Genomic DNA, 25646 nt, shown 5'->3' with positions numbered 1-25646 from the left:
ATGTCCCCCTAAGAGTAGAAAATTAAGCAGTAAACTGATTTCCCTTTTTTTGAACAACTTTTCCTTTATTTTTCTTCTGCATATATTGAGAGTAATAGGCTGTCAAAATTGGAACTATTATGGAAGTTACAATAACTGATGCTGCTACTAAAGCCGTAGCCGACTGAGCAATAGGCATAAATTCAGGTTTCATATTAGCAATAATCATCGGATTAGCAACTGCAGCTCCAGCAGTACTAGAAGCAGCAAGTCCTGCTGTTCCATTTCCTCCACCAATAAATTTATCAGTCAGCATCAATGGAATACCTGTAATAATGATTACGAGGACACCTAATAGAATTCCAGCTAAACCAGTTTTAGCAATAACCGTAAGATCAATCGAATTACCTAATGCAAAACCAAAGAATGGGATCATGGTGTGCGTAGCTTTGCTAAAGAAATCACGAAAATCTTGATCCAGGTTACCCAGAATAAACCCAACTAAGAAAGGTAAAACAGCGCCTACAAAAGCCTGCGGCTGAAATGCGGCTAATCCAGTTGTACCCAAAATTAACATGGTTACGAGTGGTCCAGACTCAAGAGACATTAAAACAAATGCACCTGCTTCTTCTTTAGAACCGTACTGTTGCATAATAGAAGCATACAGACCCCCATTTGTCATATCCATACATGAAATTAACGCAAGAACAGAAAATCCTGCAAAGAAGCCTGTTTGAATTCCTCCCTCTGGAATAAACAATGCACCAATAAAAGCTACGGCCCAAGCAACCAATATCTTTGTCACTACAAGTGTTCCGGACTTCCTTAACACTGTACCTGTTGCTTTAATATTGATACCTGCACCCATACAGAAAAACCATACCGCTAAAATGGGAACCGTCCCGGTCATCAAACCATTGGTAAATGAACCGAAGTACTCACCGGATTTAGGAGCAAATGTATGGATAATCGCTCCTAAAAAAAGAGGAACCAGCATTAGACCGCCAGGGATCTTTTCCATTGACTTCATAATTTTCATAAATGTCTACCTTACCTTTCAGTTTAAAATGGGTCACTTTTTTTAAGATTTAAAATGGTAGATTTAGATATATCATGCTGTGTGATTTTTTTCTTTTTCCGCACGGGGGCTATAAGCGCTTTCAAAATTAACAACTTCCTAGTTTTTCTTGACAATCTTTTATTACATCCCTGCTGGTTCCCCGTGAAACCAGTTTTCAGGTTTCACGGGAAGTATTTGGTTAAGCTAGGCTAGTTCCTTTCACCGTTTGGTTATCTAGCTAACCAGCCGCCATCAACCGCAAGTATATGTCCATTCATATAGTCAGATGCTTTACTAGCTAAGAAGACCACTACCCCCATGAGGTCTGAAGGTGACGCCCATCTTCCAGCAGGAATACGTGAGAGTATTTCTGCATTCCGTTGTTCATCTTCTCGAATTGGCGCGGTGTTAGCGGTTGCAATGTATCCCGGTGCAATAGCATTAATCTGAACATTATACTGTCCTAGTTCATTGGCAAACGCCTTGGTAAGACCAGCCACACCATGTTTACTTGCTGTGTATGGCGGAATAAATTTTCCCCCTTGGAAAGAGAGCATGGAACCGATGTTAATAATTTTTCCACTCTTCTGCTGAACCATCACTCTAGCAACCTCTTGACTTAGGAAATAGACAGCGTTCAAGTTAATATCCATGACCGCATCCCAATCTTCTGGTTTATAGTCTAATAATGGTGTACGTCGGATCGTTCCTGCATTATTGATCAGGATATCTATTTTTCCGTATACATGTAAACATTCATCTACGATTTGTTTTAACGTTTCTCTTTTAGCTAAGTCCGCTTGGAAGAAATGGACTTTTCTTCCCGTTTTTTCGATAAGGGCTCTTGTTTCCTCCCAATTGTTATTATGAGCCACGATAAATAAATCGGCTCCTGCTTTTGCCAAGGCAACAGCATACCCTTGGCCAAGACCGGAATTTCCTCCTGTCACAATCGCTACCTTATCTGTTAACTTAAAATAATCTAGTGAAAAATCTTCTAAGCTCATGTATTTCGCACCTCTTTACCTCATTTTGTCAGTCGAATATTTTTAGCATGTTGACCTGTTTAGAAGATTAATAGATTAATCTTCTAAACATAATTTATCGAATCTGGTCCATAGTAACGGCATCCATATCATTATAAGTCTTGTTTTCGCCGGCCATTGCCCAGATAAATGTATAATTACTAGTGGCACTGCCACAATGAATGGACCAAGGAGGAGATATGACCGCTTGTTCATTTTTCATCACAATATGCCGCGTTTCAGTCGGGTCTCCCATCATGTGGAACATTCGGGCATTCTCATCTAAATCAATGTACAAGTATACTTCCATTCTTCGGCTGTGGGTATGAGTGGGCATAGAGTTCCAAACACTTCCCGTATTTAATTGGGTCATCCCCATCACAACCTGACAGCTTTGGATCCCCTCATTATGTATCATTCGGCGAATGACTCGGTCGTTAGCACTTTCAAGCGAACCTAACCTCTCACCTTCAATATCCTTAAAGGCCACATGCTGCGTCGGATACTCTTTATGGGCAGGTGCTGAGAATAAATAATACTTGGCAGGACTTTCTGATGATTCGCTTCTAAACAGCAGTTCTTTCTTTCCGAGCCCTACATACAAGCAATCTTTATTTTCCATTGCAAACGGTTCACCATCAACGATGATTGTACCGCTTCCACCCACATTAAAAATCCCTACTTCTCTTCTTTCTAAGAAATAATCAGCCTTAATTTCATCATATCCCTTTAAGGAAATTGCCTCTCCAATAGGAGTGATGCCGCCTACAATCGCTCTGTCTTCCATTGTATAAACAAGCTTAATCTCACCTGGTACAAATAGTTCTTCAATTAGATAATGTTTCCGAATATCCTCGGTCGTAAATGTTTTTATTTGATCTGGGTGTGTTGAGTATCTTGTTTCCACAATCTACATCTCCTTTATAACGTTCCGTATTATGGAACTGTGTTTCATAATTTAATTATAGCGCTTCCAAAGGAAAATTGCTAGATGAAAATGGATAAAAATATGAATTTAACTTTATATCTTACTTTTCTGAACATTATCGAAAAAATTTTGTTATAAAAAGGAAAATGTATGATACAATTAATTCGAGTTTTACATAAGAAACCCTAGTTTTGTATATTAAACCAGAAAAGAGGATGATTATGGTAACCAACAGAAAATTTCATGGAATTATTCCACCCGTACCCACTATTTTGTTTAAAGAAGGACAGATTGATGAAAAAGGAATGGGAAACCTGATTGATTTCCTCATTCATTCAAAGGTAGACGGGCTTTTCTTTTTAGGATCTGGGGGAGAGTTCGGACAAATGCCAGTCGAGTTAAGAAAAGAAGTAGTTGAGTTTACCATTCGCTATGTAAATGGCCGTGTTCCTGTTCTAATTGGAACAGGTACCCCAAGTACGAACGAAACCATTTCCTTAAGCCTTCACGCTAAAAGTATTGGGGCGGATGGAGTGGTGGTCATTAATCCTTATTATTATAAATTGACCGAGGAGAGCCTTTTTCAACACTATTCTGAAATTGCCGAAAATGTAGACCTGCCCATTATTTTATACAATTACCCTGAATTAACAGGCCAAGATTTAGCGCCAGACTTTGTGCTTAGACTAGTTAATAAATATCCAAATATAGTCGGAATTAAAGATACTGTATTAGCAGTTGGACATACAAGAGAATTAATCCAAACCATTAAGTCCGAACATCCCGATTTTGCTGTATTTTCTGGGTATGATGAGCACCTTCTAAACACTTTATCACTTGGCGGAGATGGTTCGATTCCTTTAACTTCATCGTTTGCACCAGAAATTTCAGTGGGAATCTACCAATCCTTTAAGGAGGGAGACTATGCACAAGCCATTGACTTGCACCAGCAGTTGGCTTCGCTGCTCCCTTTATATAAACTTGACTCTCCATTCATGAATGTTGTGAAAGAAGCCATTCGCTTACGCGGAATAGAAATCTCTACAGATGTTTTAGCCCCAGTACGCTCACTAAGTCCAGAAAAGAAAGAACAGGTTTATAGCATCCTTTTAGAGAAATCGAATATCCTATCATAAATTTTTAAACGCAACGTGTTTTTTAATTGGTAAAGAGGTGTTTAAGTGTCTGAAAAATATTGGGTCCCAGCAATCGAACGAGCGAATCAAGTGATCAACTTAATTGCCAGAGAACCGGGCCTTCACAGGTTAATTGATCTTTCAAACACATTGAATGTTAATAAGAGTTCTATGTTTTCATTATTGAATACACTAGAAACCTTAGGGTGGATTGTAAAAGAAAAAGGGGATACCTATTCGTTAGGTCCAACCTTAGGAGGTTATAGTGGTGCTTATTTTCGCCAATTTAATCTTTTAGAGTCCTTTTACAAAGAAGCTGCCCTATCGGTAAATGCAATAAATGAGACGATTCAACTAGGGACGTTGCACGGGACCCATATCGTGTATTTAGCAAAAGAAGAAAGTGATTCCCGCGTCCGACTTATGAGTGAACCAGGCATGCAATTCCCTGCCCATGCTACAGCATTAGGGAAAATTCAATTAACACAGTTTACTTATGAAAAGCTGCAACAGCTCTATTCTGAAAAGGAGTTAGTACAGGTTACCCCTTATACAGTTAATAGTCTCGATCAGCTATGGGAACAATTAGAAACTGCAAAGAAGTCTGGTTATATTTGTGAAGAGCAAGAAGCAGCGCTTGGATTTTATTGTGTAGCGACTCCTATCTATAATCATGAAGGTAGAATTGTTAATGGAGTCAGCTTTACTATGACCGAAAGCAGTTGGACAGTCAAAAAAGAAAAAGCCATTGATGAGATAATGAAATTAGCCAAGAGACTGTCAATCCATGCAAGGTTTGGTCAATTTAATCATCAGTAGGATGCAGTTTCGAATGCCCTATAAACGACTCAAGGTGAACAGTTATACACTGTTCGCCTTTTTGCATTATGCACCTAAAATGTCCCTTTAAAAACAAAAAACCCAGCCATACGGCCAGGTTGTATGCTTGTTTGATTAAATTTTAAAATAAGTAACCGCAAGTGCAAGCAGGAAAAATAATACAGATAATACAACCGTAATTCGATGTAGAATCAAGTCAATTCCTCGTGCCTTTTGCTTACCGAATAACGTTTCAGCACCGCCAGAAATGGCACCAGATAACCCAGCACTCTTACCAGACTGTAGTAAAACGACCGCAATAAGAGCGATACTTACGATAACTAATAATATTACGACTAATGTATGCATGTAGCCACCTCCTATTAGACGTACAGTTCACAGTATCTTAAATTTACCATACTATTCCCCTTTAGACAATAGTCGTTATTTTGACAGACTTAAAGGGAATTCCCTACTAACTCCTTATTTTTCAACCTTAAAATTCGCTTCAATATACTTCTTTTCATCTTCTGCAGATAAAATCCCTACAGCTTTCCCCACTGTGCCGCCTTGCAGACTCCAGATTTTATTATGATCTTTGTCGACACTCGAAAAATCGCCCTCAGACCAGCGCTCTAAAATGTCTAGATATACAGAGGAATTAACATAGTTTTTCTCGTTTTTCTGAACAACTTTTAGTAATTGATTGACACGCCCAGATGTCAGAGGGATCGCCCCCCACTTCTTACTAGACTCCACTTTTTGATGAGACATTTTATGGATTGCATCCATAACCTCATCTTCCTTCATATTCATAGGAAATTCTTTTTCAATTTCTTGGCTGTTTGGGTCATCCATTTTAATGACGGACTGGCCGTCAGCTGATTTTTGCACCGAGACGGTTACGGTATCCTTTTGCAAAGGAAGCGATCCCGTTGTCTGATAATAAGAGAAGATACCCAAAACCATAACTGCAATAATAATCATCACACGCTGTGGCCATGATAGTTGTTTAAAATACTTTTTCATCCTTTTTACCCCAGTTCTATATCATAGGTTGTTTATTTTTTTAATATTAAACACAGCGATGTGATTTCCCTGCTTGTTTTTTCCAAGAATTTCGTTATTGAACATAAAAAAGCCCCTGTTTACTGAAGAATGACTACAGTGAACAGGGGCTTTGTATATATTGAATTACTTCTTCAAGTTATAGAAAGATTTAAGACCATTGTATTGAGCTGTTTCAGCCAATTGATCTTCGATACGAAGCAATTGGTTGTACTTCGCTACACGGTCAGTACGTGATGGTGCACCAGTCTTGATTTGACCAGCATTTGTTGCAACAGCGATGTCAGCGATTGTGCTGTCTTCTGTTTCACCAGAGCGGTGAGAGATAACAGCTGTGTAACCTGCACGCTTAGCCATTTCAATCGCATCAAAAGTTTCAGTAAGAGTACCGATTTGGTTAACTTTGATTAGGATTGAGTTGCCGATTCCTTTTTCAATACCTTCAGCAAGTTTTTTAGTATTCGTTACGAACAGGTCGTCACCAACTAATTGAACTTTTTTGCCAAGACGCTCTGTTAATAGCTTGTGGCCTTCCCAGTCGTTTTCATCTAGACCGTCTTCAATAGAGATGATTGGGTATTTAGCAGAAAGCTCTTCGTACCAGTCAACCATTTCTGCAGATGTTTTGACAACACCTTCGCCAGCAAGATGATATTTGCCATCTTCTTTGTTGTAGAACTCAGATGAAGCAGCGTCCATTGCTAAGAATACTTCTTGACCTGGCTTGTAACCAGCTTTTTCGATTGCTTCTACGATTGTTTGAAGTGCTTCTTCGTTTGAACCTAAGTTTGGAGCGAATCCGCCTTCGTCACCTACAGCAGTGTTAAGACCTTTGCCTTTTAATACAGAACGTAATGTATGGAAGATTTCAGCGCCCATGCGAAGTGCTTCTTTGAAGTTTGGAGCACCAACAGGCATGATCATGAATTCTTGAATATCTACGTTGTTATCAGCGTGCTCGCCGCCGTTCACGATGTTCATCATTGGAACTGGAAGCTGCTTCGCATTGAAACCGCCAAGGTATTGGTATAAAGGTACGCCAAGGTAGTCAGCAGCAGCACGAGCTACAGCAAGAGAAACACCTAGGATTGCGTTTGCACCTAATTTACCTTTGTTTTCAGTACCATCTAATTCGATTAACGCGCGGTCTACTGCTACTTGATCAAGAACGCTTAATTCTTCTTGTACAAGGTGTGGAGCAATAATTGTGTTTACATTCTCAACAGCTTTAAGAACACCTTTACCAAGGTAACGTTCTTTGTCGCCATCACGAAGTTCAACTGCTTCGTATTCACCAGTTGAAGCACCACTTGGAACTAAAGCGCGGCCAAATGCACCAGAATCAGTTGTTACTTCTACCTCGATAGTAGGGTTACCGCGGGAATCTAATACTTCACGAGCGTATACATCTAAAATATATGGCATTTAATTTCTCTCCTTAAAAATAATAATTTATTTGATTAATGAAGTTCCAGTCATTTCAGCTGGTTTTTCCACATTTAATAAGTCTAACATGGTTGGCGCTAAGTCGCCAAGAATTCCGCCATCACGGAGTTCAACACCTTGCTTTGTTACAATCACTGGTACCGGGTTCGTTGTGTGTGCTGTCATTGGTTCGCCTTCAAGCGTTACCACTTCGTCGGCATTACCGTGGTCAGCTGTAATAATTGCTGTTCCGCCCTTTTCAAGGATTAAATCAACAATTTTACCTAAACATTCATCAACAGTTTCAATCGCTTTAACGGTAGGTTCTAGCATTCCTGAGTGTCCAACCATGTCTGGGTTAGCAAAGTTCAACAGGATAGCATCAAACTTATCATTTTGGATTTCATTCATTAACGCATCGGTTACTTCATAAGCGCTCATTTCCGGCTGAAGGTCATAGGTTGCAACTTTTGGAGAATTGATTAAAATTCGTTCTTCGCCAGGGAATTTTGCCTCACGTCCGCCGCTCATAAAGAATGTGACGTGCGGATATTTTTCGGTTTCGGCAATTCTTAGCTGCTTTAAATTATTCTGTGAAAGGACTTCACCAATTGTGTTATCAAGATTTGTTGGCTTAAACGCCACATAACCGTCAACAGATTCACTGAAGTGTGTTAAGCAAACAAAGAATAAGTTCTTTGGATGCTTGGGTCCGCGGTCAAAGTCGCGGAAATCTTCATTTGTGAAGGTATTAGAGATCTGAATGGCACGGTCAGGACGGAAGTTATAAAAAATAACCGCATCATTGTCTTGAATTGTTGCCACAGGCTGTCCATCTTCTTTTGTTATCACAGATGGGATGACGAATTCATCAAAAATTCCGTGCTCATAGGAATCTTTGACTACATCTAATGGATTGGTGTAAGCAGGTCCTTCACCATAAACCATCGAGCGGTATGATTTTTCAACGCGCTCCCAACGCTTGTCACGGTCCATTGAATAATAGCGCCCGGAGATGGTTGCGAATTCACCAACGCCATACTCCTTCATTTTGTCCAGTGTTTGCTGAATATATGATTCAGCTGTTTTTGGACCAACATCACGTCCATCTAAGAATGCATGGACATATACCTTTTCCACGCCTTCTTCTTTCGCCAGCTTTAATAGGGCAAACATATGGTTGATATGGCTATGAACTCCACCATCAGAAAGTAATCCGAATAAGTGAAGGGCAGTGCCATTTTTCTTCACATGCTCCATTGCTCCAGTAAAGGTTTCATTTTTTTCGAATTCACCTTCACGAATGGCAATATTAACACGAGTTAAGCTTTGGTATACAATTCGGCCAGCACCGATATTTAAGTGGCCAACCTCTGAGTTCCCCATTTGTCCTTCTGGAAGACCTACAGCCTCACCAGATGCCGTTAAATGGGAATGTGGGTAGCTGTCCCAAAAGCGGTCAAAGTTTGGCTTTTTCGCATGTGCCACCGCATTTCCTTTTGTTTCGCTTCTGCATCCAAAACCATCAAGGATGATCAGCGCAACTGGAGATTTACTCATACTGACCTGCCTCCAGTAGCTTTAAGAATGATTGTGCTTCAAGGCTTGCTCCGCCTACTAACGCACCATCAATATCCGGCTGTGCCATGTATTCTTTAATATTCTCTGGTTTTACACTGCCGCCGTACTGAATACGTACAGCGTCAGCAACATCTTGCGAGAATTGCTCTGCTACAACTTGACGGATATGTGCACAAACTTCATTCGCATCTGCTGAAGTAGAAGATTTTCCAGTTCCGATGGCCCAGATTGGTTCGTAAGCAATAACGGATTGCTTTACTTGCTCATCTGATAAACCAGTAAGCGCTTTTGCTACTTGATCGCCAACTAATTGGTTTGTTTCACCATTTTCACGCTGCTCCAGTGTTTCACCACAGCAAATGATTGGTGTTAAGTTATAGTTAAAAGCTGCAAGAGCTTTTTTGTTAACAGATTCGTCTGTTTCGTTGAACATTTCACGGCGTTCAGAGTGTCCGATAATGACATATTGAACACCAAGGTCAGCGATTGCTTTCGGGCTGATTTCACCTGTGAATGCTCCGCTTTCTTCGAAGTGCATATTTTGAGCACCAATTTTTACGTTCGTACCTTCTGTTACTTCAACAAGGCTTTGTAAAAATAAAGCCGGGGCACAAATAACAGACTCCATTGTGTCAGTTGGAGGTACAAGCCCTTTTACTTCTTCAGCAAAGCTTTTCGCCTCAGAAAGGGTTTTGTTCATTTTCCAGTTACCAGCAATGATTGGTTTACGCATGGTGGCACATCCTTTCATAATTACGTTCGTCGCCAATTATAATATCTATCAAAAAATTGTTAATATCTATCGTTAATTTGTAAATATATTAAAAAATTTGTTAATATCTCATTTCCTGAGATGTTAGTCTTATTTATCGTTCAATGCCACTACGCCAGGAAGTGCTTTACCTTCCATAAACTCAAGAGAAGCGCCGCCGCCAGTAGAGATATGGCTCATTTTGTCTGCTAAGTTGAACTTTTCAACTGCCGCTGCTGAGTCTCCGCCGCCAATGACAGAATATGTACCTTCTGATTCAGCAAGTGCTTCAGCCACCGCTTTTGTACCGCCAGCAAATGCATCAATTTCAAATACGCCCATTGGTCCATTCCAGATCACAAGCTTTGAATTTTTGATAACATCACTATAAATTTCTCTTGTTTTTGGTCCGATATCAAGAGCTTCCCAATCAGCTGGAATTTCTTCAATCGAAACGACCTTTTTATTGGCATCAGCAGAGAAATCATCCGCTACTACCACATCAACCGGCATAAGGAAATTAACGCCTTTTTGTTTTGCCTTTTCAATGAAAGAATTTGCAAGGTCGAGTTTGTCTGCTTCTAGTAATGATTTACCCACTTCATGGCCTTGAGCTTTCACAAATGTATAAGCTAAGCCGCCGCCAATGATTAAGTTATCAACTAGTTCAAGAAGGTTTTCAATTACACCAATTTTGTCCTTTACCTTTGCACCGCCGATGATTGCTGTAAAAGGACGTTCAGGATTAGAAAGAGCTTTACCAAGAACATCAAGTTCTTTTTCCATTAAAAAGCCGGAAACTGCAGGTAAGTTATGAGCAATACCTTCTGTTGAAGCATGTGCACGGTGAGCAGCACCAAATGCATCGTTTACATAGACATCAGCAAGTTCAGCGAATGCTTTTGCTAATTGAGGATCATTCTTCTCTTCACCAGGATAGAAGCGAACATTTTCAAGAAGAAGAACATCGCCTTCATTCATGGTATCGATGATAGATTTAACTGAATCACCATATGCCTCGTCAGCCTTCTTAACTTCTTTGCCAAGAATTTCAGAAAGTCTTACACCAACCGGAGTAAGGCGCATTTCTTCTACAACTTGACCTTTTGGACGGCCAAAATGGCTGGCTAAGATCACTTTAGCCCCTTGTTCAACTAGGTATTGAATGGTTGGAATGGCTGCACGAATACGTGTTTCATCCGTGATTTGTCCATCCTGCATTGGAACGTTAAAATCTACCCGGCAAAATACGCGTTTGCCTTTTACATCGATATCCTTAAGTGTTTTCTTGTTCATTTGTAAAGGACCTCCATTATGCGCGGTGTCATGACAGCCGCTCGAATATTGTCGAAAGCTCATAAATCAAAGAAAAAAGGAGGGGGAATCTTCCCCGCTCCCCATTGGAAAACATTAAATTATATAATCTTAAGGATTAAAGTCCTTTTGAAGCGATGTAATCGCAAAGGTCAACTACACGGTTAGAGTAACCAACTTCGTTGTCATACCAAGATAATACTTTTACCATATTTCCTTCAAGAACCATTGTTGATAATGCATCGATTGTTGAAGAAACAGTTGCTCCATTGTAGTCAGTAGAAACTAATGGAAGATCGCTGTATGCAAGAATGCCTTTTAATGGACCTTCAGCAGCTGCTTTTAATGCTTCGTTAACTTCATCAGCTGTAACGTCTCTTTCTAATTCTGCTACTAAGTCAACAACTGAAACGTTTGGAGTTGGAACACGCATTGCCATACCGTTTAATTTACCTTTTAATTCAGGCAATACAAGCGCAACAGCTTTAGCAGCACCAGTTGAAGTTGGGATCATGTTTTCTGCAGCTGCACGTGCACGACGGTAGTCTTTGTGTGGTAAGTCAAGGATTTGTTGGTCATTTGTATATGAGTGAACAGTTGTCATCATACCACGCTTGATACCGAATGTATCGTTCAATACTTTTGCAAATGGAGCTAAGCAGTTTGTAGTACAAGATGCGTTAGATAATACATGGTGGTTATTTGCATCATATTTATCTTCGTTAACACCCATAACGATTGTGATATCTTCGTTGTCTGCTGGAGCAGAGATGATTACTTTCTTAGCGCCTGCTTCAAGGTGTTTCGCAGCATCTTCACGCTTTGTGAAACGGCCAGTAGATTCAACAACTACTTCTACACCAAGGTCGCCCCAGCCAAGTTGTGCAGGATCGCGCTCAGCGATAACTTTTACTTTGTGGCCGCCAACCACTAGATATTCACCGTCAACTGTTACATCTTCAGAAAGAGTTCCGTGAACAGTGTCATATTTTAAAAGATGTGCAAGCATTTTTGCATCTGTTAAGTCGTTAATTGCAACGATTTCCACATTGCTATTGTTTAAAGCCGCACGGAATACGTTACGACCAATACGTCCAAATCCATTAATACCAACTTTTACTGTCATGATAAATTTCCTCCTTTATTTAGGTAAAGCTATATTTTTTAAAAGGAATTACCCTTTCAATAACCTTTTTGCTGCACCTTCATCGGTAATTAAGATCGTCGATTTTGGCGCTTGTTTTAAATAAGCCTTTATTGCCTTAGCTTTTGATGTCCCACCTGCAACCGCAATTACATTTGGGATATGCTCAAGATCTTCAAGCTGAAGTCCAATCGTTAATACCTTATGGACAATCTCGCCTTCTTCATTAAAATAATACCCAAATGCTTCGCCGACAGCCTTCCCTTCTTCAAGCTTCTTCTTAATTTCAGGGTTGCTTTTTCGTCGTTCAGCCATTGTAATAGCATCCCCAATTCCATGGAGAACCATGCTGGCTGATTGAATTAAAGTTAAGACTTCGTGGATATCAGGTTCTTTGATCAAGGATTCGTAAATTTCCGAACGGACCTGATCTGGAACATATAAAACTCGATGCCGGGAATCAGTGTTGTGTGCCATATTCGAGCAAATGGTATTTGCCTGATTTTGTACATCTTCACCAACTCCTCCCCTTGCCGGAACAAACAGTAATTCCTTCTGGGTTAAATCGGGTGAAAGTCTTTCCGCGACGGCCGCCATTGTTGAACCGCCAGTTACAGCGATGATATTTTTCCCGCCTAGAAGCTTTTTCATGCAAATCGCAGTCGCCTTGCCGAGTTCACCTTTGACCATCGGTGATTCGTCACCATCACCTGGGACAATGATCACCTTTTTAATGCCGAGCCGGTGTTTTAATTCTAGTTCCATGACGTCTATACCCTTTAGCTCACGCATTAAACCTTCTAAATCTTCAAGTAAATTTTTCCCTTCCGACGTTAAACTCATTCCTACATTGTTTGTATTAATAAGATTTTGTTCTTTGAGGAATTCTACTTCACTACGAAGTATTCTTTCGGTAAGCCCAAGGCTGACAGCTAAGCTCCTTCTTCCTACTGGCTGCATGTATCCTATGTAACGTAAAATTGTGTGTCGTTTCTGCAGGACTTGAAGGAGATCGGGTAATAATCTTTTTTGTATATCAATAAATGACTGCATGAACTGCATGCTCCTTTATTATATGTAGTTGGTCATAAAAGGTCCACCCTAGACATATTATGTCCCACCTACGCTAAAAAAAATCACCCCTACTACGTTATTTATTGTAACAGGAGTAAAAATCGATTTCAACTCATTTAATTTGGTTTTTTTTTTGCAAACGGTTACTTATGTCAATTTTGTCAACAAATCCGAATCCTACTTCTTCGCCGTCCAAATGAACAACTGGAATCATTAGACCATAGCGTTCTGTTAACTCATCACTTGTTTCAATATCAATTTCTTCAAGTTGAAACTTCCATTGATCTTGCAATTCGATAATAGCAGCCTTCGCTTTGTCGCAGAGAGGACAGCGATTCCTAGTATATAGCGTGATCGTATGCATTTCTTCTATCCTTTCTAAATAAACCGTTTTCTCTTTGATGACGATGGAATTCCAAGCTGTTCCCGGTATTTAGCCACCGTTCTCCTTGAGACAAGAATTCCTTTTTGAAGCTTTAATTGCTCCACCATGTCTTGATCTGACAGTGGCTTTTGTTTATTTTCCTGGGCTACTAATGAATGGATTTCATTTTTCACCTGGGTAGAGGATGTACTTTCTTCATCTGTTAGAGTTTGAATCGTACTAGTGAAAAAGGTTTTTAAGGGATAAGTCCCAATTGGTGTTTGCACATATTTTTCGCGAACCGCCCGGCTGACGGTCGATTCATGGATATCAAGTTCGCTTGCTATTTCCTTCATGGTCATCGGAACTAGATATTGACTTCCTTTTTGAAAAAAAGCCGGTTGTTTTTCAACAATCTTGCCCACTACCCTCGTTAGGGTTTCCTTCCGCTGCTCAATACTTTTTAAAATCCATTGGTAGTCTTGGACTTTATCCTGTAAAAAACGGCTGACCTGCTGATTTTGATTATGAAACTTTTGATAGTAAGGCTGATTAAAACTTATCCGCGGCAGGGATTCATCAACCATACGTACTGTTAGTCCCTCATTCGTTTGCTCAATGATTGCATCGGGAATAATGTAGGTGGTTGGTTCATTTCGCAGTAATGCTCCTGGTTTTGGATTTAGCTGCTGGATTTCATCAAACACATCTTGTAAATCCTTCATGCTAATCCCCAATTCTTTTGCGATTGGCTTCCACTTCTTTTCAGCAAACAGAATGAAATATTTTGATAGAATTGTTTGCGCTAGGTCATTATTCGGATTTTTATAGTAAGATTGCATCAGTAAGCATTCTTGTAAGTCCCTTGCCCCTATGCCAGCTGGCTCAAGGGTTTGAATAATGGCTAGACTGTCTTCTACTATTTCGTGATCAACCTGTAATTTAAGGGAGATCTCAGTAAGATCACCAACAAAGTAACCGTTTTCATCTAGATTCTTGATTAAATGCCGAATCACTTTCATTTGCTCGGTTGTTAAGTGTGTAATCTTAAGTTGAGAGATTAGGTGTTCCTCAAGTGAGAATGGTTTGTCCGCGATCTGTTCAATCCAGTCTTTTTCCGACTTCTGATGTTTGCGACGGTTACGGTCGATCTGGGGATTCATCGGTTTGACATTTACATTTTCGATTTTAAGAAGTGGGTTTTCTAATGCCTTATCTTCTAAAAAAGCTGCCAGCTCCTGGGCAGAGTACTGCAATAAGGCGATTGCCTGCGATAACTCCTGGGTCATCGCTAATTTTAATGTTTGCTGCTGCCATAGGCCCGCTTTTAAATCCATCATGCTCTCCCCTCCTTTTTTCATTTTACACGATGAAAGGGGATTCGTGTATAAATTATTTAGGTTACCAATATCAACTAGGAACAGAAGAACAGGATTAGTCATTCCGTAAATTCCTCAAGATTGGTTAACTAAAGAAAAAACCAGTGATTTAGCTCTTATCACTGGTTTTCCTCTTTTTGAAATTGTTACAACCTTCACATGACTAGTTACTTATGACCGTTACGATGAAAATGTGAATTAATTTGTCCAATAATCATCTTATGTTTTTCTTTTTTTACTATATCTTTGCGTATCTCATGTGTCTGAACACCATCTTCAATTTTTTCTGCGATCTCCATGAGTCTTTCAACATCCGAAAAAGAGTACTTACGGGTCCCTGAAGGGGTTCGTTCTGGAAAAATTAATTTACGCAATTCATAATAACGGATCTTCCGATTGGATAAACCTGTTATTTCTGTCACAATTCCAATTCCCATTACCTTTTTATCACGATATGTTTGATTATTGTCCACTACTATTCCCTCCTGCCAAGTTGGACTATAAAGTTTTCAATAAAGTAAGTGTCATATTTCCTAACATTCATAATGAAATTTTCAGCTTTAATAGTCTTCAATAGTAATCTATTAAAGAAAATTCACTAAAAACTTTAATGTAAAATTCAGAATATTTATTTATGTTAACTATTCTAACATGAATTGTGATGAAATCAATACAAAAAATCATCCTTAAATTCTTCGTTACATCTTCGAAAAATATCAAAGAGAGCTGCTATACTTCTGAGAATAATGTTTAATATTGAAGGAATAAAAATGTGGTAATTTCGTTGATATTGATAATCAAACCATTGATAATAATGGTTTTTCTTAATCACAGGCTTTAAACGGAAGGGAATTGGAAATCGTTTACAAGTGAAGTGTTTATTTGATCAAATGACTATTTATTTCTATATTAATATTTTAATGATTCTTCGCGTTTATTTTCATAAAATAATTATTTTTTTCTGTACAACCGAAAAAATGGACAAAAAAAATATCACCGCGTTTTACGCAGTGATACCTGAAATTTTTATGACGCGCTCGGAGGGAATCGAACCCCCATTTTAAGAACCGGAATCTTACGTGCTATCCGTTGCACCACGAGCGCATAATTATTAGCGACTTTTATATTATATTCTATATTCTCTATAATTGCAAGCGGAGAATAGGTTTTAAATTTGCCAAAAATGGTTATCCTGATGTTGGGAAAGTTGTCGAACAAATATAAAGGCAAACTGTTTGACCTTTATTGACCATCAGTGTATGATACTATTACATAAGCTTTTACCTTTTCTAATCAAAGGAGGAAGAAAAATGAATTTGATTCCTACAGTTATTGAACAAACTAATCGCGGCGAAAGAGCCTATGACATTTACTCCCGTCTACTAAAAGACCGGATTATTATGCTAGGAAGCGCAATCGATGACAATGTGGCTAACAGCATTGTAGCACAATTATTATTTCTTGAAGCCGAAAACCCAGAAAAAGATATCACCCTTTATATCAACAGCCCAGGCGGAAGCATTACAGCCGGTATGGCGATTTATGATACCATGCAATATATTAAAGCAGATGTATCAACCGTATGTATCGGGATGGCTGCTTCAATGGGAGCATTCTTGCTTTCAGCTGGTCAAGCCGGAAAACGCTATGCCCTGCCAAATGCTGAAGTAATGATCCACCAGCCACTAGGCGGCGCTCAAGGTCAAGCAACTGAAATTGAAATTGCGGCCAAACGTATTCTTTTCCTTCGTGAAAAATTAAATGGCATCTTAGCAGAGCGTACTGGTCAGCCGCTTGAAGTGATACAGCGCGATACAGACCGTGATAATTTTATGACTGCCGAAAGAGCCAAAGAATACGGCCTTATCGACAGCATCATCACTCGCAAACCTACTGATACAACAGAGAAAAAATAATCGTAAAGCAACCGTCGTCACGTCGGTTGCTTTCTTTTTTTTAGAAAAGCGCAAGCGCCTTGGTTAGCCCCGACAAGCACAAGACGAGCCGGCCGAAAGGTTGCTCTTTAACCTTTTGGACGGATTGACCTAAATGTAGAGGCGACTGTCCTGGGACGAAGGCATAAGACGGCCCCTGTAAGAAGGCTCTTTTTGCCTTCTTCAGGGGATGGCTTATGACTCGAGTCCCAAGGAGCCGCAACTGGATATGCTTGTGACTTCGAGGGGCTAGGCGCTGGAGCTGGACAATTCTCGAAGTCAAAAACATTTATACTTTCTTATCTTTTAAAAAAAGGATTCAGCCTGCGCCGAATCCTTTTTTGTTATTGTTCTTTTTGAATAAAATCTGATAACACCACAATAGCTTTCTCTTCATCTTCGCCATCTGCAATTATATTAATCAAAACCCCTGAACCGACAGCAAGACTCATTAATCCCATAATACTTTTTGCATTAACCTTCTTGCCATCCTTTTCAAGAAAAATATCTGAGTTAAAACGATTTGCTTCTTGAACAAAAAGGGCTGCAGGACGCGCTTGAAGACCCGTTTTCAATTTAACCTCTATCTCTTTTACCAACATAATTTAATTCCTCCTCGAGTTTTTTTATACTTGTTAATCATTGCACATTTACAAACTGGGATTTTTTGACCTTATTTCTCCAACACGGAGCTTGTCAGCAATCTCATCAATTTTTCTTAAGCGGTGATTAATACCGGATTTACTAATGGCACCACCGGATACCATTTCCCCTAATTCTTTCAAAGTAACATCGGGATATTGAACCCGAAGCTCGGCAATCTCCCTCAACTTATCAGGTAAAACTTGCAGGCCAACGATTGAGTCAATGAAGCGGATGTTTTCGACCTGTCTGATGGATGCACCAATCGTTTTATTTAGATTGGCCGTTTCACAATTTACTAAGCGATTAACGGAGTTGCGCATGTCCCTGACGATCCTTACATCCTCAAAACGAAGCAGGGCATTATGGGCTCCAATAATATTAAGAAACTCCGTAATTTTCTCGGCTTCCTTTAAATAGGTGATAAAGCCTTTTTTTCGTTCAAGTGTTTTACTATTCAATCCAAATGTATTCATTAATTCGCATAAAGAATCATTATGTTCTTTATAAAGCGAAGCAATTTCTAAATGATAGGAAGAAGTTTCCGGATTATTGACCGACCCGCCTGCAAGAAATGCGCCTCGTAAATAAGAACGCTTACAACACTTCTTCTTGATCAGTTCCGGCGAAATATCATGAATGATGGTAAATCCTTCACCGAGTATTTTCGTATCCTCTAAAATTTCCTTAGCCTGCTCAGCTAAGCGAACAATGTAAACATTATTTTTCTTTAAGCGCATCTTTTTTCGAACTAAAAGCTCTACCTGTACTTGATAGCTCTTTTTTAATAATGTATAGATTCTTCTGGCAATCGCCGCATTTTCAGTTTGAATATCCACAACTAACTTTCGATTTGAAAAGGAAAGGGAACCATTCATGCGAATCAATGCTGATAGTTCAGAAAGATTACAGCAAGTTTTCACTTCCAAGTTAGTTAATTCCTTTTTGGTCTCCGAAGCGAAAGACATCCCCTCACCACCTTATAAAACTGCAAAAACACAAGTGTACTAGTAATTACGATTCATAACGCTCTTTAGTTTCATTAATCAGTAAATTATATAAAATTTTGGCGACCTTTTTCGGGTCATGCCTTAATGCTCCATTTTCCTGATAGGCGATATCTGCATGAACAACTTCAAGACCTAGCTCAGATAACTCCGGTAAATCATATTGAACAGGGTCTGCCAGTTCTTCATTATAGCGAAGCTGGATATCTGGCGGAATTTCTTCATTATTAACTAAAATCGTATTAATAAAGGCACAGCTCATATGGTCATATATCGCCTTCACATGATCACTCGCAGCAAAACCATGCGTTTCCCCGGCCTGCGTCATTAGATTACAGATATAAACCTTTTTCGCATGGGAGCGGCACACCTCGTCACCTAAGCGCGGAACAAGTAAATTCGGCAAAATACTCGTATACAAACTGCCTGGTCCGATAATAATTAAATCAGCCTGACGAATAGCTTGAATGGACTCCGGTAAAGGCCGGATACTGCCTTTAGAGGTTAGGAAAACTTTTTTAATTTTTTTCCCCGAGTAAGGAATTTTTGATTCCCCTGAAACGATGGCACCATCTTCCATCTCAGCATTTAAGACAACACTCTGATTGGCTGCCGGCAGCACCTTTCCACGTACATTTAAGATTTTGCTCATTTCTTGAATGGCATGAACAAAATTACCGGTAATAGAAGTCATAGCTGCCAGGATTAAATTACCGAGCGAATGACCAGATAGTTCATTCGCCGTTTTAAAGCGATGTTGAAACATCTCCTCAACGAGCGGTTCAACATCTGACAGTGAGGCTAACACGTTGCGTATGTCGCCAGGAGGCGGAATGTGCAGATTCTCACGCAAGCGGCCCGAGCTGCCACCATCATCCGCTACTGTCACAATGGCGGTGATATCCACAGGATATTGTTTTAGTCCACGTAATAGAACGGGTAATCCTGTTCCACCGCCAATTACGACAATGCGAGGCTGTCCTAACTCACTCATGTTGTTTTTTCCTTTCTCCTCTCAATGTCACGATGCGAAACAATGGTTTTATAATCACTTTGGAAAAAGCGGCCAATATTTTCTGCTAGTGCAACGGAACGGTGCTGTCCGCCAGTACAGCCGATCGCAATGACAAGCTGTGCTTTTCCCTCCCGTTTGTAATGCGGAAGCATAAAGCCTAACAGGTCCGTCACCTTTTCCAAAAACTTCTGTGTCTCATTCCATTTCAAAACGTAACTGGAAACCTCTTCATCCAAACCTGTTTTGGGCCGCATATGATCAATATAATGAGGATTCGGCAAAAAGCGTACATCAAAAACAAGATCGGCATCGATTGGGATTCCATATTTAAAGCCAAACGACATGACATTGACAGTAAACATTAATTGTTTATTGGTTGTGAATTCCGTTAATATTTTCTCACGTAATTCACGCGGTTTCATCTGGGAAGTATTGTAAACCAACTGTGCCCTGCCTTTTAACTCCTCCAGCAGTTCTCGCTCTAGTGTAATTCCTTCAAGCGGAAGTCCTGTTGGCGCAAGCGGATGTGTCCTTCTTGTCTCCTTATATCTTCGCACCAATGTGGCATCATCTGAATCCAAAAATAAAATTTGTGGCGTTACCCAGGAGGTTTCTGCCAGCTCATCTAATCCTTTAAACAAATGATCAAAGAATTCTCTGCCGCGCAGGTCCATGACAAGAGCCACTTTATTCATTTTATTCCCCGATTCCTTCATAAGTTCAAGGAATTTTGGCAGAAGAGTAGGAGGTAAGTTATCAACACAGAAGAAACCCAAATCTTCAAAGCTTTGAATGGCAACCGTTTTCCCAGCCCCAGACATTCCTGTAATAATGACCATCTGGATTTCGCTTGTCGAACCAGTACTCATTTTCATTCCCCCTATTCTTTTAACCTGGATCTAATCGATAGCTAATTAGTTGAAAATCACTTGTGTAAGTAAACGTACCATAAATAATGCCTTTTCCATGAATCATATAATCAATGATATGTAGATCACCCGCTGCCATAGGCAGACCTTTGATCTGCTCAATTGGCTGCCAAGCAAGCTTGCCCTCATCTGATTCATCTAAATCAATCCCGTCTGAATCAGTTGCCACAAACGTAAACATCATCCATTCGGACAAAAGCTCATCGGCATCCTTCATAATCATCGTAAAAATTCCTTTTAATTGTGGATTTTTCAAGTAGATGCCCGTTTCTTCACGGAACTCCCGAATACAGGAATCGCGGACCGATTCGCCCGGTTCCATTTTCCCTCCTGGTGCCACCCACCAGCCGCGGCGCGGTTTTTGCAGTAGTAACACTTGATCATTTCTGATTAATACACAATTGGTAACCCGCTGCACTTTTTTCACCTCTTTAGAAGTGCACATGCTCATCAGATGCATGTAAAATTTAGAAATAACAAGCGCCTTGTTTGGAGCTTGGCTAATAAATTAATTTATTCTTTTCATTATACTATTTTTAGGAAACCGCCACAATGAATACAAATTTGATATTTCTGTTAAATAATTTAGAAAAGCGGAAGCGCCTGGTCAGCCCGATATAGGGCGACTTGTCGACTGGCCAGCGAAAGCAAGGCCAAAGACTAGTCGCTCTTAATGCGTACAGAAAGCAAAAGCTTTCTGTAGCCAAGCATAAGACTAGCCGGCCGAAAGGTTGCTTTTTAACCTTTTGGACGGATTGGCTGTAGACCATCGAGGGGCTAGGCGCTGGAGCTAGACAATTTCTAAGAATAGCGGAAGCGCCTGGATACGGCAGTGGATGGACTAGAGCTGAACGTTTCAAATTCAAACACCTAGAAAACAAAAAAAGAGCACAAGCTGCTGGGCCTGTGCAGATAGGTATATATTTTAAAGGGGGTCAATTTCCTTTATTATACACCATCTTTATTTCACTACTGTTACAGGAGAGTTATAAAAAGGTTACGCTTTTAATTTATATATTACTTTTTTAATTTCAATTCTTCTTTAAGTTCTTCTACATAATGCTGAGCACTTTGAGCAGCAATACTGCCGTCACCTGTAGCGGTAACAATCTGACGAAGCATTTTTTCACGAATATCTCCCGCCGCAAAAATACCAGGCACCTTTGTTTCCATTCTGTCATTTGTTTCAATATAGCCATTTTGATTAGTAATACCAAGATTCTCAAATGGTTTTGACAGTGGAACCATTCCGATATAAATGAAAACACCATCTGCCGGTAATTCCTGTTCTTCGCCGTTTTGCGTTGAAACAAGCGTTACACTGCCAACTTTCCCATCTTTATCATTAATCGATTTAATCGTATGGTTCCAGATAAAATCAACCTTCTCATTCGCAAAAGCACGGTCCTGAAGGATTTTTTGCGCACGTAACTGGTCACGTCTGTGGACGATCGTTACTTTTGAGGCAAAACGGGTTAAATAAACGCCTTCTTCAACAGCCGAGTCGCCCCCGCCAATTACAAATAATTCTCTTCCTTTAAAGAATGCTCCATCGCAAACCGCACAATAAGAAACCCCGCGTCCGCCTAATTCTTTTTCACCTGGAACTCCGACTTTCTTATATTCAGCACCTGTTGTGATGATGACAGAGTAGGCTTTGTATTGTTTTGAACCAGCGTTAACAATTTTGTAATCGCCATGGTCTTCAATTCCTTTAATATCACCATAAGCATATTCAGCACCAAACTTTTTCGCATGCTCAAACATCTTGGTTGATAAATCCGGCCCTAAAATGCTCTCAAAGCCTGGATAGTTTTCAACATCCTCGGTATTGGCCATTTGCCCGCCCGGCATCCCGCGTTCAATCATAAGTGTGGACATGTTTGCACGAGATGTATAAACAGCAGCTGTCATCCCTGCAGGACCAGCACCGGCAATAATGACATCATAAATTTTTTCTTCAGTCATTTATTTCAGCTCCTAACTAGTAAAGCGGAAGCGCCTTGACCAGGGGCGACCAGCATAAGACTAGCCGGCAGGAAGGTTGCTTTTTAACCTTCATGACGGATTGGCTTATGACTCGAGCCCCTAGGCGCTGCAGCTAGACATTTTTTATAAAAAAAATACGATTAAGTATTAGTATTCCCACTTAATCGTATAAAACAATTGAATTATAGTCCACGAATATGCTTAGTTCAGATAGTTGTTAACCAATTTTACATATTTGCCGATTGTGGCAGTAGACAAGCCATAACGGTCAGCAACTTCCTGCTGTGAAACTTTCTCGCTCCGCAGCTTATGCCACAAATATTCGACCGCTCCAGCCCAGGCACGTTTATTTTTTAAGTCGACTCCAGCTTTTGAAGCTTCCACAAAAATAGAAAACCAGAGAAGATACAACCCGGACTCAATCGTCCCAATGGGTTGGTGTTTTTCATAAAATAATTCAGCCACTTCTTGAGCATCCTCGGTCTTTGATGATTTCCCCAATCGAATCATGGAGAGATAATCTTTTTCCAACTTGGTAAACTTCTGATTCTGAAACAGCCGCTTGGAACTGATGATTTCTTCTTTTTTACTTGAGACAGTTGTCAAAAAGAGCGCAAACAACCTCTCCTCAACATAGTCACTATCAAGCTTTTGAAAAATCGATTCTGATAGTTCTTCAAATCCGTTTACTCCTGTCTTTTCTAGGTTCCATGGTTCTGAACCTTCTTTACCAGGACTAAGCTCCAGCACCTTTTTCCAAATGCTTTTTGCAAAATTTTCGAAGCCTGTGTAAAAAGCGGAATGAGAAAGCCAATAATAAAATGGGCCATCTCCGTCAAAGCCATGTTTATATAGCTTTTTCAGCCATTGGTAGGCCAGTTCGTATTCGCCCACTAACGCAAAAGTCGCGCCAAGTTTGTATTGATGCTCACTTAAAAGGGGCTGAATTTTCTTCAAAACCAGAAGCATTTCCGTCACTTTCTCTGTTTGCTCTTGGTAATGAGCAAACACAAGCTTGTTACAGAGGGCATGTAGATTGCCAGGATTACGTTCTAATACATCTACTAGAATCGCTTCCGCTTTTTCCACTTTTCCTAAATAAAAATAGGCTAATGCTAAATTATTATAAGCGGACCAGTATTCCGGGTATTCCTTAACGACATCTTTCAAGAGCTCAATCGCCTTTGGGAAATAGCCGGATTCCAGCAGTTCTCGGGCCTGTTCTTGTTTAATGATTAAGTCATCCTGCTCATATAGCTCATCCTCGAATTCTTCCGCTTCCAAGGTAAGGACTTCTAATAAATCTTCGGTGTCTTCAGAAAAGTCACCATCCGGATCTAACTGAAGATATAATTTGCTATGATGATACGCATCTTTAAAAAATCCCATGTGGGCATAATTATTTGCTAAAAAGTAGTGGCATTCTGCCATTTCTGGATCAAGCTCTTCAAGGATTTGATGCAAGAGTCGGTTGGAATGTTCGTATTCGCCAAGTTCTGTCGATACAATCGCCAGCTGGCAAGTAATCATTGGTTCACCCGGCTCAAGCTGAATCGCCCGCCCAAGATATTTTTTGGCTTTGATAAAATCTCGTCGATGGAATGCCTTGACACCCTTCTTGAAATAATATTCGCCTGTTGGAACAAATGATAATAGTTTTCCCTTTTGAATTCTTGCCTTCGCTTCTTTCACCATGAAGTCCTCCACATTTTTCAACATAACTTATGTAGTATAGCATAGTTAGGGGCTGTTCGAGAAGGGGGTGGTGGATTTAACTTATGGATTGAAATCGACTGCTTGCGCCATATAAAGTACACATGTTGGAATGGTGAGGTTCTCTCCTAAATAGGCAGATACCATTTAAATCAACATTTAAGATTAACCCAAATCAAATAAAAGGAAATAGATTACTCCATTTCCTTTTTTTATAAACTATTTAACTGTAATATGCTCTAAAGGATTACACCGTTTGAAGTTCTTTTTCATTATAGAATGCTGGTCTTTCTTGAAGGGTAATCGCTTTTTTTTCACCTGTTTGTTGAGCTTTTACACATGCATCAGATGTTACTGCTGCAATATAGCCATCCCATGAAGTTGGTCCTTCGGGCTCGCCTTTTTTTGTAATGGAATCAATAAAGTCTTGAATTTCCACATTGTATGCATCCATAAAGCGGTATTTCCAATCATTTAAAATGCCTGTGCTTAATTTTTCATCTTTTCTCATGACAACACTGGAGAATTCAGGTAGTTTTACGATTCCCTCTTCACCAATCACTTCACATTGAATGTCATAGCCATATTTACAATTCACAAATACCTCCACATTCATGACAATGCCACTGTTCGTTTCAATTGTAAATAATTGTGGATCTTGCAGTTTATCATGTGAATATTTGGTCTTTCTTGGAAAAACAACTTGAACGGATTTATAGTCATCATTGACTAACCAGTGAAGTGCATCAATTTCGTGAATTAATGTATCCGTTACTGCCATATCCGTTGTATAGTTTTCACCAACGATTGGATTGCGGTGTGCAGCACGAATCATTAATGGAGCACCTATTTCATTATTGTCAATCACTTGTTTTAATTGTACATATCCGCTATCATAACGGCGCATAAATCCAACCTGAACTAATTTCTTACCCTGCTTCATTTCTGCTTCGACGATTCTTATACAGCCGGTAGCAGTGGTTGCTAATGGTTTTTCACAAAAAACATATTTACCAGCTTCAACTGCAGCCACAACCGTTGCTTCATGAGCCGGACCCCAGCTTGTTACAAGTACCACATCAACATTTTCATCTGCAATTAGTGCTTTATCGTCTGGATAAACGACTGCATCTAATTGATAGATTTCAACCGTTTGTTTTGCAGACACTTGATTAACATCTGTTACTGCTACAATTTTCCCGCCTGATAATTTATTTGTAATTCGATCAATATGCTCTCTTCCAATTGCACCTGTTCCTACTACACCAAATCTTAACGTCATGTTTATACTCTCCTTTTATGTTTACGAATTTAATATGATACAACTAGACAACGCTTTCATTTTTTAGTTAATTCACAATTCAATCATT

25 protein-coding genes and 1 tRNA gene are annotated in these 25646 nt (G+C 39.8%); 3 read left to right on the top strand and 23 right to left on the bottom strand.

Annotated features, from left to right (window positions below):
* Window positions 1–22: 22 nt before the first annotated feature.
* From kdgT to kduI, 3 genes are all read right to left on the bottom strand, one after another.
* Window positions 23–1018: a 2-keto-3-deoxygluconate transporter gene (gene kdgT / locus AAHB15_RS11600; protein ID WP_335571300.1), complete on the bottom strand. Its 996-nt coding sequence runs from the start codon at window positions 1016–1018 to the stop codon at window positions 23–25.
* A gap of 251 nt (window positions 1019–1269) precedes the next feature.
* The gene (gene kduD, locus AAHB15_RS11595) at window positions 1270–2046 is read right to left on the bottom strand and encodes a 2-dehydro-3-deoxy-D-gluconate 5-dehydrogenase KduD (RefSeq protein WP_335571299.1); all 777 of its coding nucleotides are present in this window, start codon (window positions 2044–2046) and stop codon (window positions 1270–1272) included.
* Window positions 2047–2140: 94 nt separating this feature from the next.
* A complete protein-coding gene (kduI, locus tag AAHB15_RS11590) occupies window positions 2141–2971 on the bottom strand; it encodes a 5-dehydro-4-deoxy-D-glucuronate isomerase (RefSeq protein WP_335571298.1) in 831 nt (276 codons plus the stop codon).
* Between the two features lie 242 nt (window positions 2972–3213).
* Here kduI and AAHB15_RS11585 point away from each other — a divergent pair, with 242 nt between their 5' ends.
* Together AAHB15_RS11585 and AAHB15_RS11580 are read left to right on the top strand one after the other, a co-directional pair.
* Window positions 3214–4128 carry a dihydrodipicolinate synthase family protein gene (locus AAHB15_RS11585; RefSeq protein ID WP_335571297.1) on the top strand — a complete coding sequence of 305 codons (915 nt, stop codon included), beginning with the start codon at window positions 3214–3216 and terminating at the stop codon, window positions 4126–4128.
* Between the two features lie 45 nt (window positions 4129–4173).
* Complete coding sequence (locus AAHB15_RS11580) at window positions 4174–4947, top strand: IclR family transcriptional regulator (protein ID WP_335571296.1); 774 nt, start codon at window positions 4174–4176, stop codon at window positions 4945–4947.
* 135 nt (window positions 4948–5082) lie between these two features.
* Here AAHB15_RS11580 and secG read toward each other — a convergent pair whose 3' ends face one another.
* The 12 genes from secG to AAHB15_RS11520 all read right to left on the bottom strand — a co-directional run bounded on the left by secG (window position 5083) and on the right by AAHB15_RS11520 (window position 16151).
* Window positions 5083–5316 (bottom strand): preprotein translocase subunit SecG, encoded by a 234-nt coding sequence (gene secG / locus AAHB15_RS11575; protein WP_098530333.1) that lies wholly within the window; start codon window positions 5314–5316, stop codon window positions 5083–5085.
* Between the two features lie 114 nt (window positions 5317–5430).
* Complete coding sequence (locus AAHB15_RS11570; protein ID WP_335571295.1) at window positions 5431–5976, bottom strand: DUF6241 domain-containing protein; 546 nt, start codon at window positions 5974–5976, stop codon at window positions 5431–5433.
* Between the two features lie 165 nt (window positions 5977–6141).
* Window positions 6142–7440, bottom strand: coding sequence for a phosphopyruvate hydratase (gene eno, locus AAHB15_RS11565; RefSeq protein WP_098530335.1), 1299 nt, complete (start codon window positions 7438–7440; stop codon window positions 6142–6144).
* A gap of 27 nt (window positions 7441–7467) precedes the next feature.
* On the bottom strand, window positions 7468–9000 hold the full coding sequence (gene gpmI / locus AAHB15_RS11560) for a 2,3-bisphosphoglycerate-independent phosphoglycerate mutase (RefSeq protein WP_335571294.1): 1533 nt from the start codon (window positions 8998–9000) through the stop codon (window positions 7468–7470).
* On the bottom strand, window positions 8993–9754 hold the full coding sequence (gene tpiA / locus AAHB15_RS11555; protein ID WP_335571293.1) for a triose-phosphate isomerase: 762 nt from the start codon (window positions 9752–9754) through the stop codon (window positions 8993–8995). The genes gpmI and tpiA overlap by 8 nt, the downstream gene beginning before the upstream one ends.
* Before the next feature lie 129 nt (window positions 9755–9883).
* Window positions 9884–11068, bottom strand: coding sequence for a phosphoglycerate kinase (locus AAHB15_RS11550; protein ID WP_335571309.1), 1185 nt, complete (start codon window positions 11066–11068; stop codon window positions 9884–9886).
* A 136-nt stretch (window positions 11069–11204) separates the two neighbouring features.
* Window positions 11205–12212 (bottom strand): type I glyceraldehyde-3-phosphate dehydrogenase, encoded by a 1008-nt coding sequence (gene gap, locus AAHB15_RS11545; RefSeq protein ID WP_098530339.1) that lies wholly within the window; start codon window positions 12210–12212, stop codon window positions 11205–11207.
* A gap of 48 nt (window positions 12213–12260) precedes the next feature.
* Complete coding sequence (locus tag AAHB15_RS11540; RefSeq protein WP_335571292.1) at window positions 12261–13283, bottom strand: sugar-binding transcriptional regulator; 1023 nt, start codon at window positions 13281–13283, stop codon at window positions 12261–12263.
* 133 nt (window positions 13284–13416) lie between these two features.
* Window positions 13417–13668: a glutaredoxin family protein gene (locus AAHB15_RS11535; RefSeq protein WP_098530341.1), complete on the bottom strand. Its 252-nt coding sequence runs from the start codon at window positions 13666–13668 to the stop codon at window positions 13417–13419.
* Between the two features lie 14 nt (window positions 13669–13682).
* On the bottom strand, window positions 13683–15005 hold the full coding sequence (gene rpoN, locus AAHB15_RS11530; protein WP_342042441.1) for an RNA polymerase factor sigma-54: 1323 nt from the start codon (window positions 15003–15005) through the stop codon (window positions 13683–13685).
* Window positions 15006–15214: 209 nt separating this feature from the next.
* Window positions 15215–15484 (bottom strand): MerR family transcriptional regulator, encoded by a 270-nt coding sequence (locus AAHB15_RS11525; protein WP_335571308.1) that lies wholly within the window; start codon window positions 15482–15484, stop codon window positions 15215–15217.
* A gap of 595 nt (window positions 15485–16079) precedes the next feature.
* Window positions 16080–16151 (bottom strand) — tRNA-Arg (locus AAHB15_RS11520).
* Between the two features lie 206 nt (window positions 16152–16357).
* Between AAHB15_RS11520 and clpP the strand changes: the two genes are divergently transcribed.
* The gene (gene clpP, locus AAHB15_RS11515; RefSeq protein WP_098530342.1) at window positions 16358–16963 is read left to right on the top strand and encodes an ATP-dependent Clp endopeptidase proteolytic subunit ClpP; all 606 of its coding nucleotides are present in this window, start codon (window positions 16358–16360) and stop codon (window positions 16961–16963) included.
* Between the two features lie 362 nt (window positions 16964–17325).
* Here the strand turns inward: clpP and AAHB15_RS11510 are convergent, their stop codons facing one another.
* From AAHB15_RS11510 to AAHB15_RS11475, 8 genes are all read right to left on the bottom strand, one after another.
* Entirely contained in the window at window positions 17326–17583 is a 258-nt protein-coding gene (locus tag AAHB15_RS11510; RefSeq protein ID WP_098530343.1) for an HPr family phosphocarrier protein, read from the bottom strand.
* Between the two features lie 48 nt (window positions 17584–17631).
* Complete coding sequence (gene whiA / locus AAHB15_RS11505) at window positions 17632–18591, bottom strand: DNA-binding protein WhiA (protein WP_098530344.1); 960 nt, start codon at window positions 18589–18591, stop codon at window positions 17632–17634.
* Window positions 18592–18637: 46 nt separating this feature from the next.
* Entirely contained in the window at window positions 18638–19624 is a 987-nt protein-coding gene (locus AAHB15_RS11500; protein ID WP_098530345.1) for a gluconeogenesis factor YvcK family protein, read from the bottom strand.
* Complete coding sequence (gene rapZ, locus AAHB15_RS11495) at window positions 19621–20514, bottom strand: RNase adapter RapZ (RefSeq protein ID WP_335571290.1); 894 nt, start codon at window positions 20512–20514, stop codon at window positions 19621–19623. Before rapZ ends, AAHB15_RS11500 begins: the two co-directional genes overlap by 4 nt.
* A gap of 19 nt (window positions 20515–20533) precedes the next feature.
* A complete protein-coding gene (locus AAHB15_RS11490) occupies window positions 20534–20992 on the bottom strand; it encodes an NUDIX hydrolase (protein ID WP_098530347.1) in 459 nt (152 codons plus the stop codon).
* A gap of 599 nt (window positions 20993–21591) precedes the next feature.
* Window positions 21592–22542, bottom strand: coding sequence for a thioredoxin-disulfide reductase (gene trxB / locus AAHB15_RS11485; protein WP_144566745.1), 951 nt, complete (start codon window positions 22540–22542; stop codon window positions 21592–21594).
* A 222-nt stretch (window positions 22543–22764) separates the two neighbouring features.
* On the bottom strand, window positions 22765–24258 hold the full coding sequence (locus tag AAHB15_RS11480; RefSeq protein ID WP_335571288.1) for a tetratricopeptide repeat protein: 1494 nt from the start codon (window positions 24256–24258) through the stop codon (window positions 22765–22767).
* A 265-nt stretch (window positions 24259–24523) separates the two neighbouring features.
* Window positions 24524–25558, bottom strand: a complete 1035-nt coding sequence (locus AAHB15_RS11475; protein ID WP_335571287.1) for a Gfo/Idh/MocA family protein — start codon at window positions 25556–25558, stop codon at window positions 24524–24526.
* Window positions 25559–25646: the final 88 nt, after the last annotated feature.

It is taken from the genome of Bacillus sp. OTU2372, assembly GCF_038440275.1.
Classification (GTDB): domain Bacteria; phylum Bacillota; class Bacilli; order Bacillales; family Cytobacillaceae; genus Neobacillus; species Neobacillus bataviensis_B.
Note: the sequence above shows the minus strand (reverse complement) of the source record. Positions and strands in the feature narration are given on the sequence as shown.

Bases quoted from the DNA above. Each gene is read 5' to 3' on its own strand.
- kdgT (WP_335571300.1), bottom strand. From the start codon at position 1,018: ATGAAAATTATGAAGTCAATGGAAAAGATCCCTGGCGGTCTAATGCTG.
- kduD (WP_335571299.1), bottom strand. From the start codon at position 2,046: ATGAGCTTAGAAGATTTTTCACTAGATTATTTTAAGTTAACAGATAAG.
- AAHB15_RS11585 (WP_335571297.1), top strand. From the start codon at position 3,214: ATGGTAACCAACAGAAAATTTCATGGAATTATTCCACCCGTACCCACT.
- secG (WP_098530333.1), bottom strand. From the start codon at position 5,316: ATGCATACATTAGTCGTAATATTATTAGTTATCGTAAGTATCGCTCTT.
- AAHB15_RS11570 (WP_335571295.1), bottom strand. From the start codon at position 5,976: ATGAAAAAGTATTTTAAACAACTATCATGGCCACAGCGTGTGATGATT.
- eno (WP_098530335.1), bottom strand. From the start codon at position 7,440: ATGCCATATATTTTAGATGTATACGCTCGTGAAGTATTAGATTCCCGC.
- gpmI (WP_335571294.1), bottom strand. From the start codon at position 9,000: ATGAGTAAATCTCCAGTTGCGCTGATCATCCTTGATGGTTTTGGATGC.
- tpiA (WP_335571293.1), bottom strand. From the start codon at position 9,754: ATGCGTAAACCAATCATTGCTGGTAACTGGAAAATGAACAAAACCCTT.
- AAHB15_RS11550 (WP_335571309.1), bottom strand. From the start codon at position 11,068: ATGAACAAGAAAACACTTAAGGATATCGATGTAAAAGGCAAACGCGTA.
- gap (WP_098530339.1), bottom strand. From the start codon at position 12,212: ATGACAGTAAAAGTTGGTATTAATGGATTTGGACGTATTGGTCGTAAC.
- AAHB15_RS11540 (WP_335571292.1), bottom strand. From the start codon at position 13,283: ATGCAGTCATTTATTGATATACAAAAAAGATTATTACCCGATCTCCTT.
- AAHB15_RS11535 (WP_098530341.1), bottom strand. From the start codon at position 13,668: ATGCATACGATCACGCTATATACTAGGAATCGCTGTCCTCTCTGCGAC.
- rpoN (WP_342042441.1), bottom strand. From the start codon at position 15,005: ATGGATTTAAAAGCGGGCCTATGGCAGCAGCAAACATTAAAATTAGCG.
- AAHB15_RS11525 (WP_335571308.1), bottom strand. From the start codon at position 15,484: ATGGGAATTGGAATTGTGACAGAAATAACAGGTTTATCCAATCGGAAG.
- clpP (WP_098530342.1), top strand. From the start codon at position 16,358: ATGAATTTGATTCCTACAGTTATTGAACAAACTAATCGCGGCGAAAGA.
- AAHB15_RS11510 (WP_098530343.1), bottom strand. From the start codon at position 17,583: ATGTTGGTAAAAGAGATAGAGGTTAAATTGAAAACGGGTCTTCAAGCG.
- whiA (WP_098530344.1), bottom strand. From the start codon at position 18,591: ATGTCTTTCGCTTCGGAGACCAAAAAGGAATTAACTAACTTGGAAGTG.
- AAHB15_RS11500 (WP_098530345.1), bottom strand. From the start codon at position 19,624: ATGAGTGAGTTAGGACAGCCTCGCATTGTCGTAATTGGCGGTGGAACA.
- rapZ (WP_335571290.1), bottom strand. From the start codon at position 20,514: ATGAGTACTGGTTCGACAAGCGAAATCCAGATGGTCATTATTACAGGA.
- trxB (WP_144566745.1), bottom strand. From the start codon at position 22,542: ATGACTGAAGAAAAAATTTATGATGTCATTATTGCCGGTGCTGGTCCT.
- AAHB15_RS11480 (WP_335571288.1), bottom strand. From the start codon at position 24,258: ATGGTGAAAGAAGCGAAGGCAAGAATTCAAAAGGGAAAACTATTATCA.
- AAHB15_RS11475 (WP_335571287.1), bottom strand. From the start codon at position 25,558: ATGACGTTAAGATTTGGTGTAGTAGGAACAGGTGCAATTGGAAGAGAG.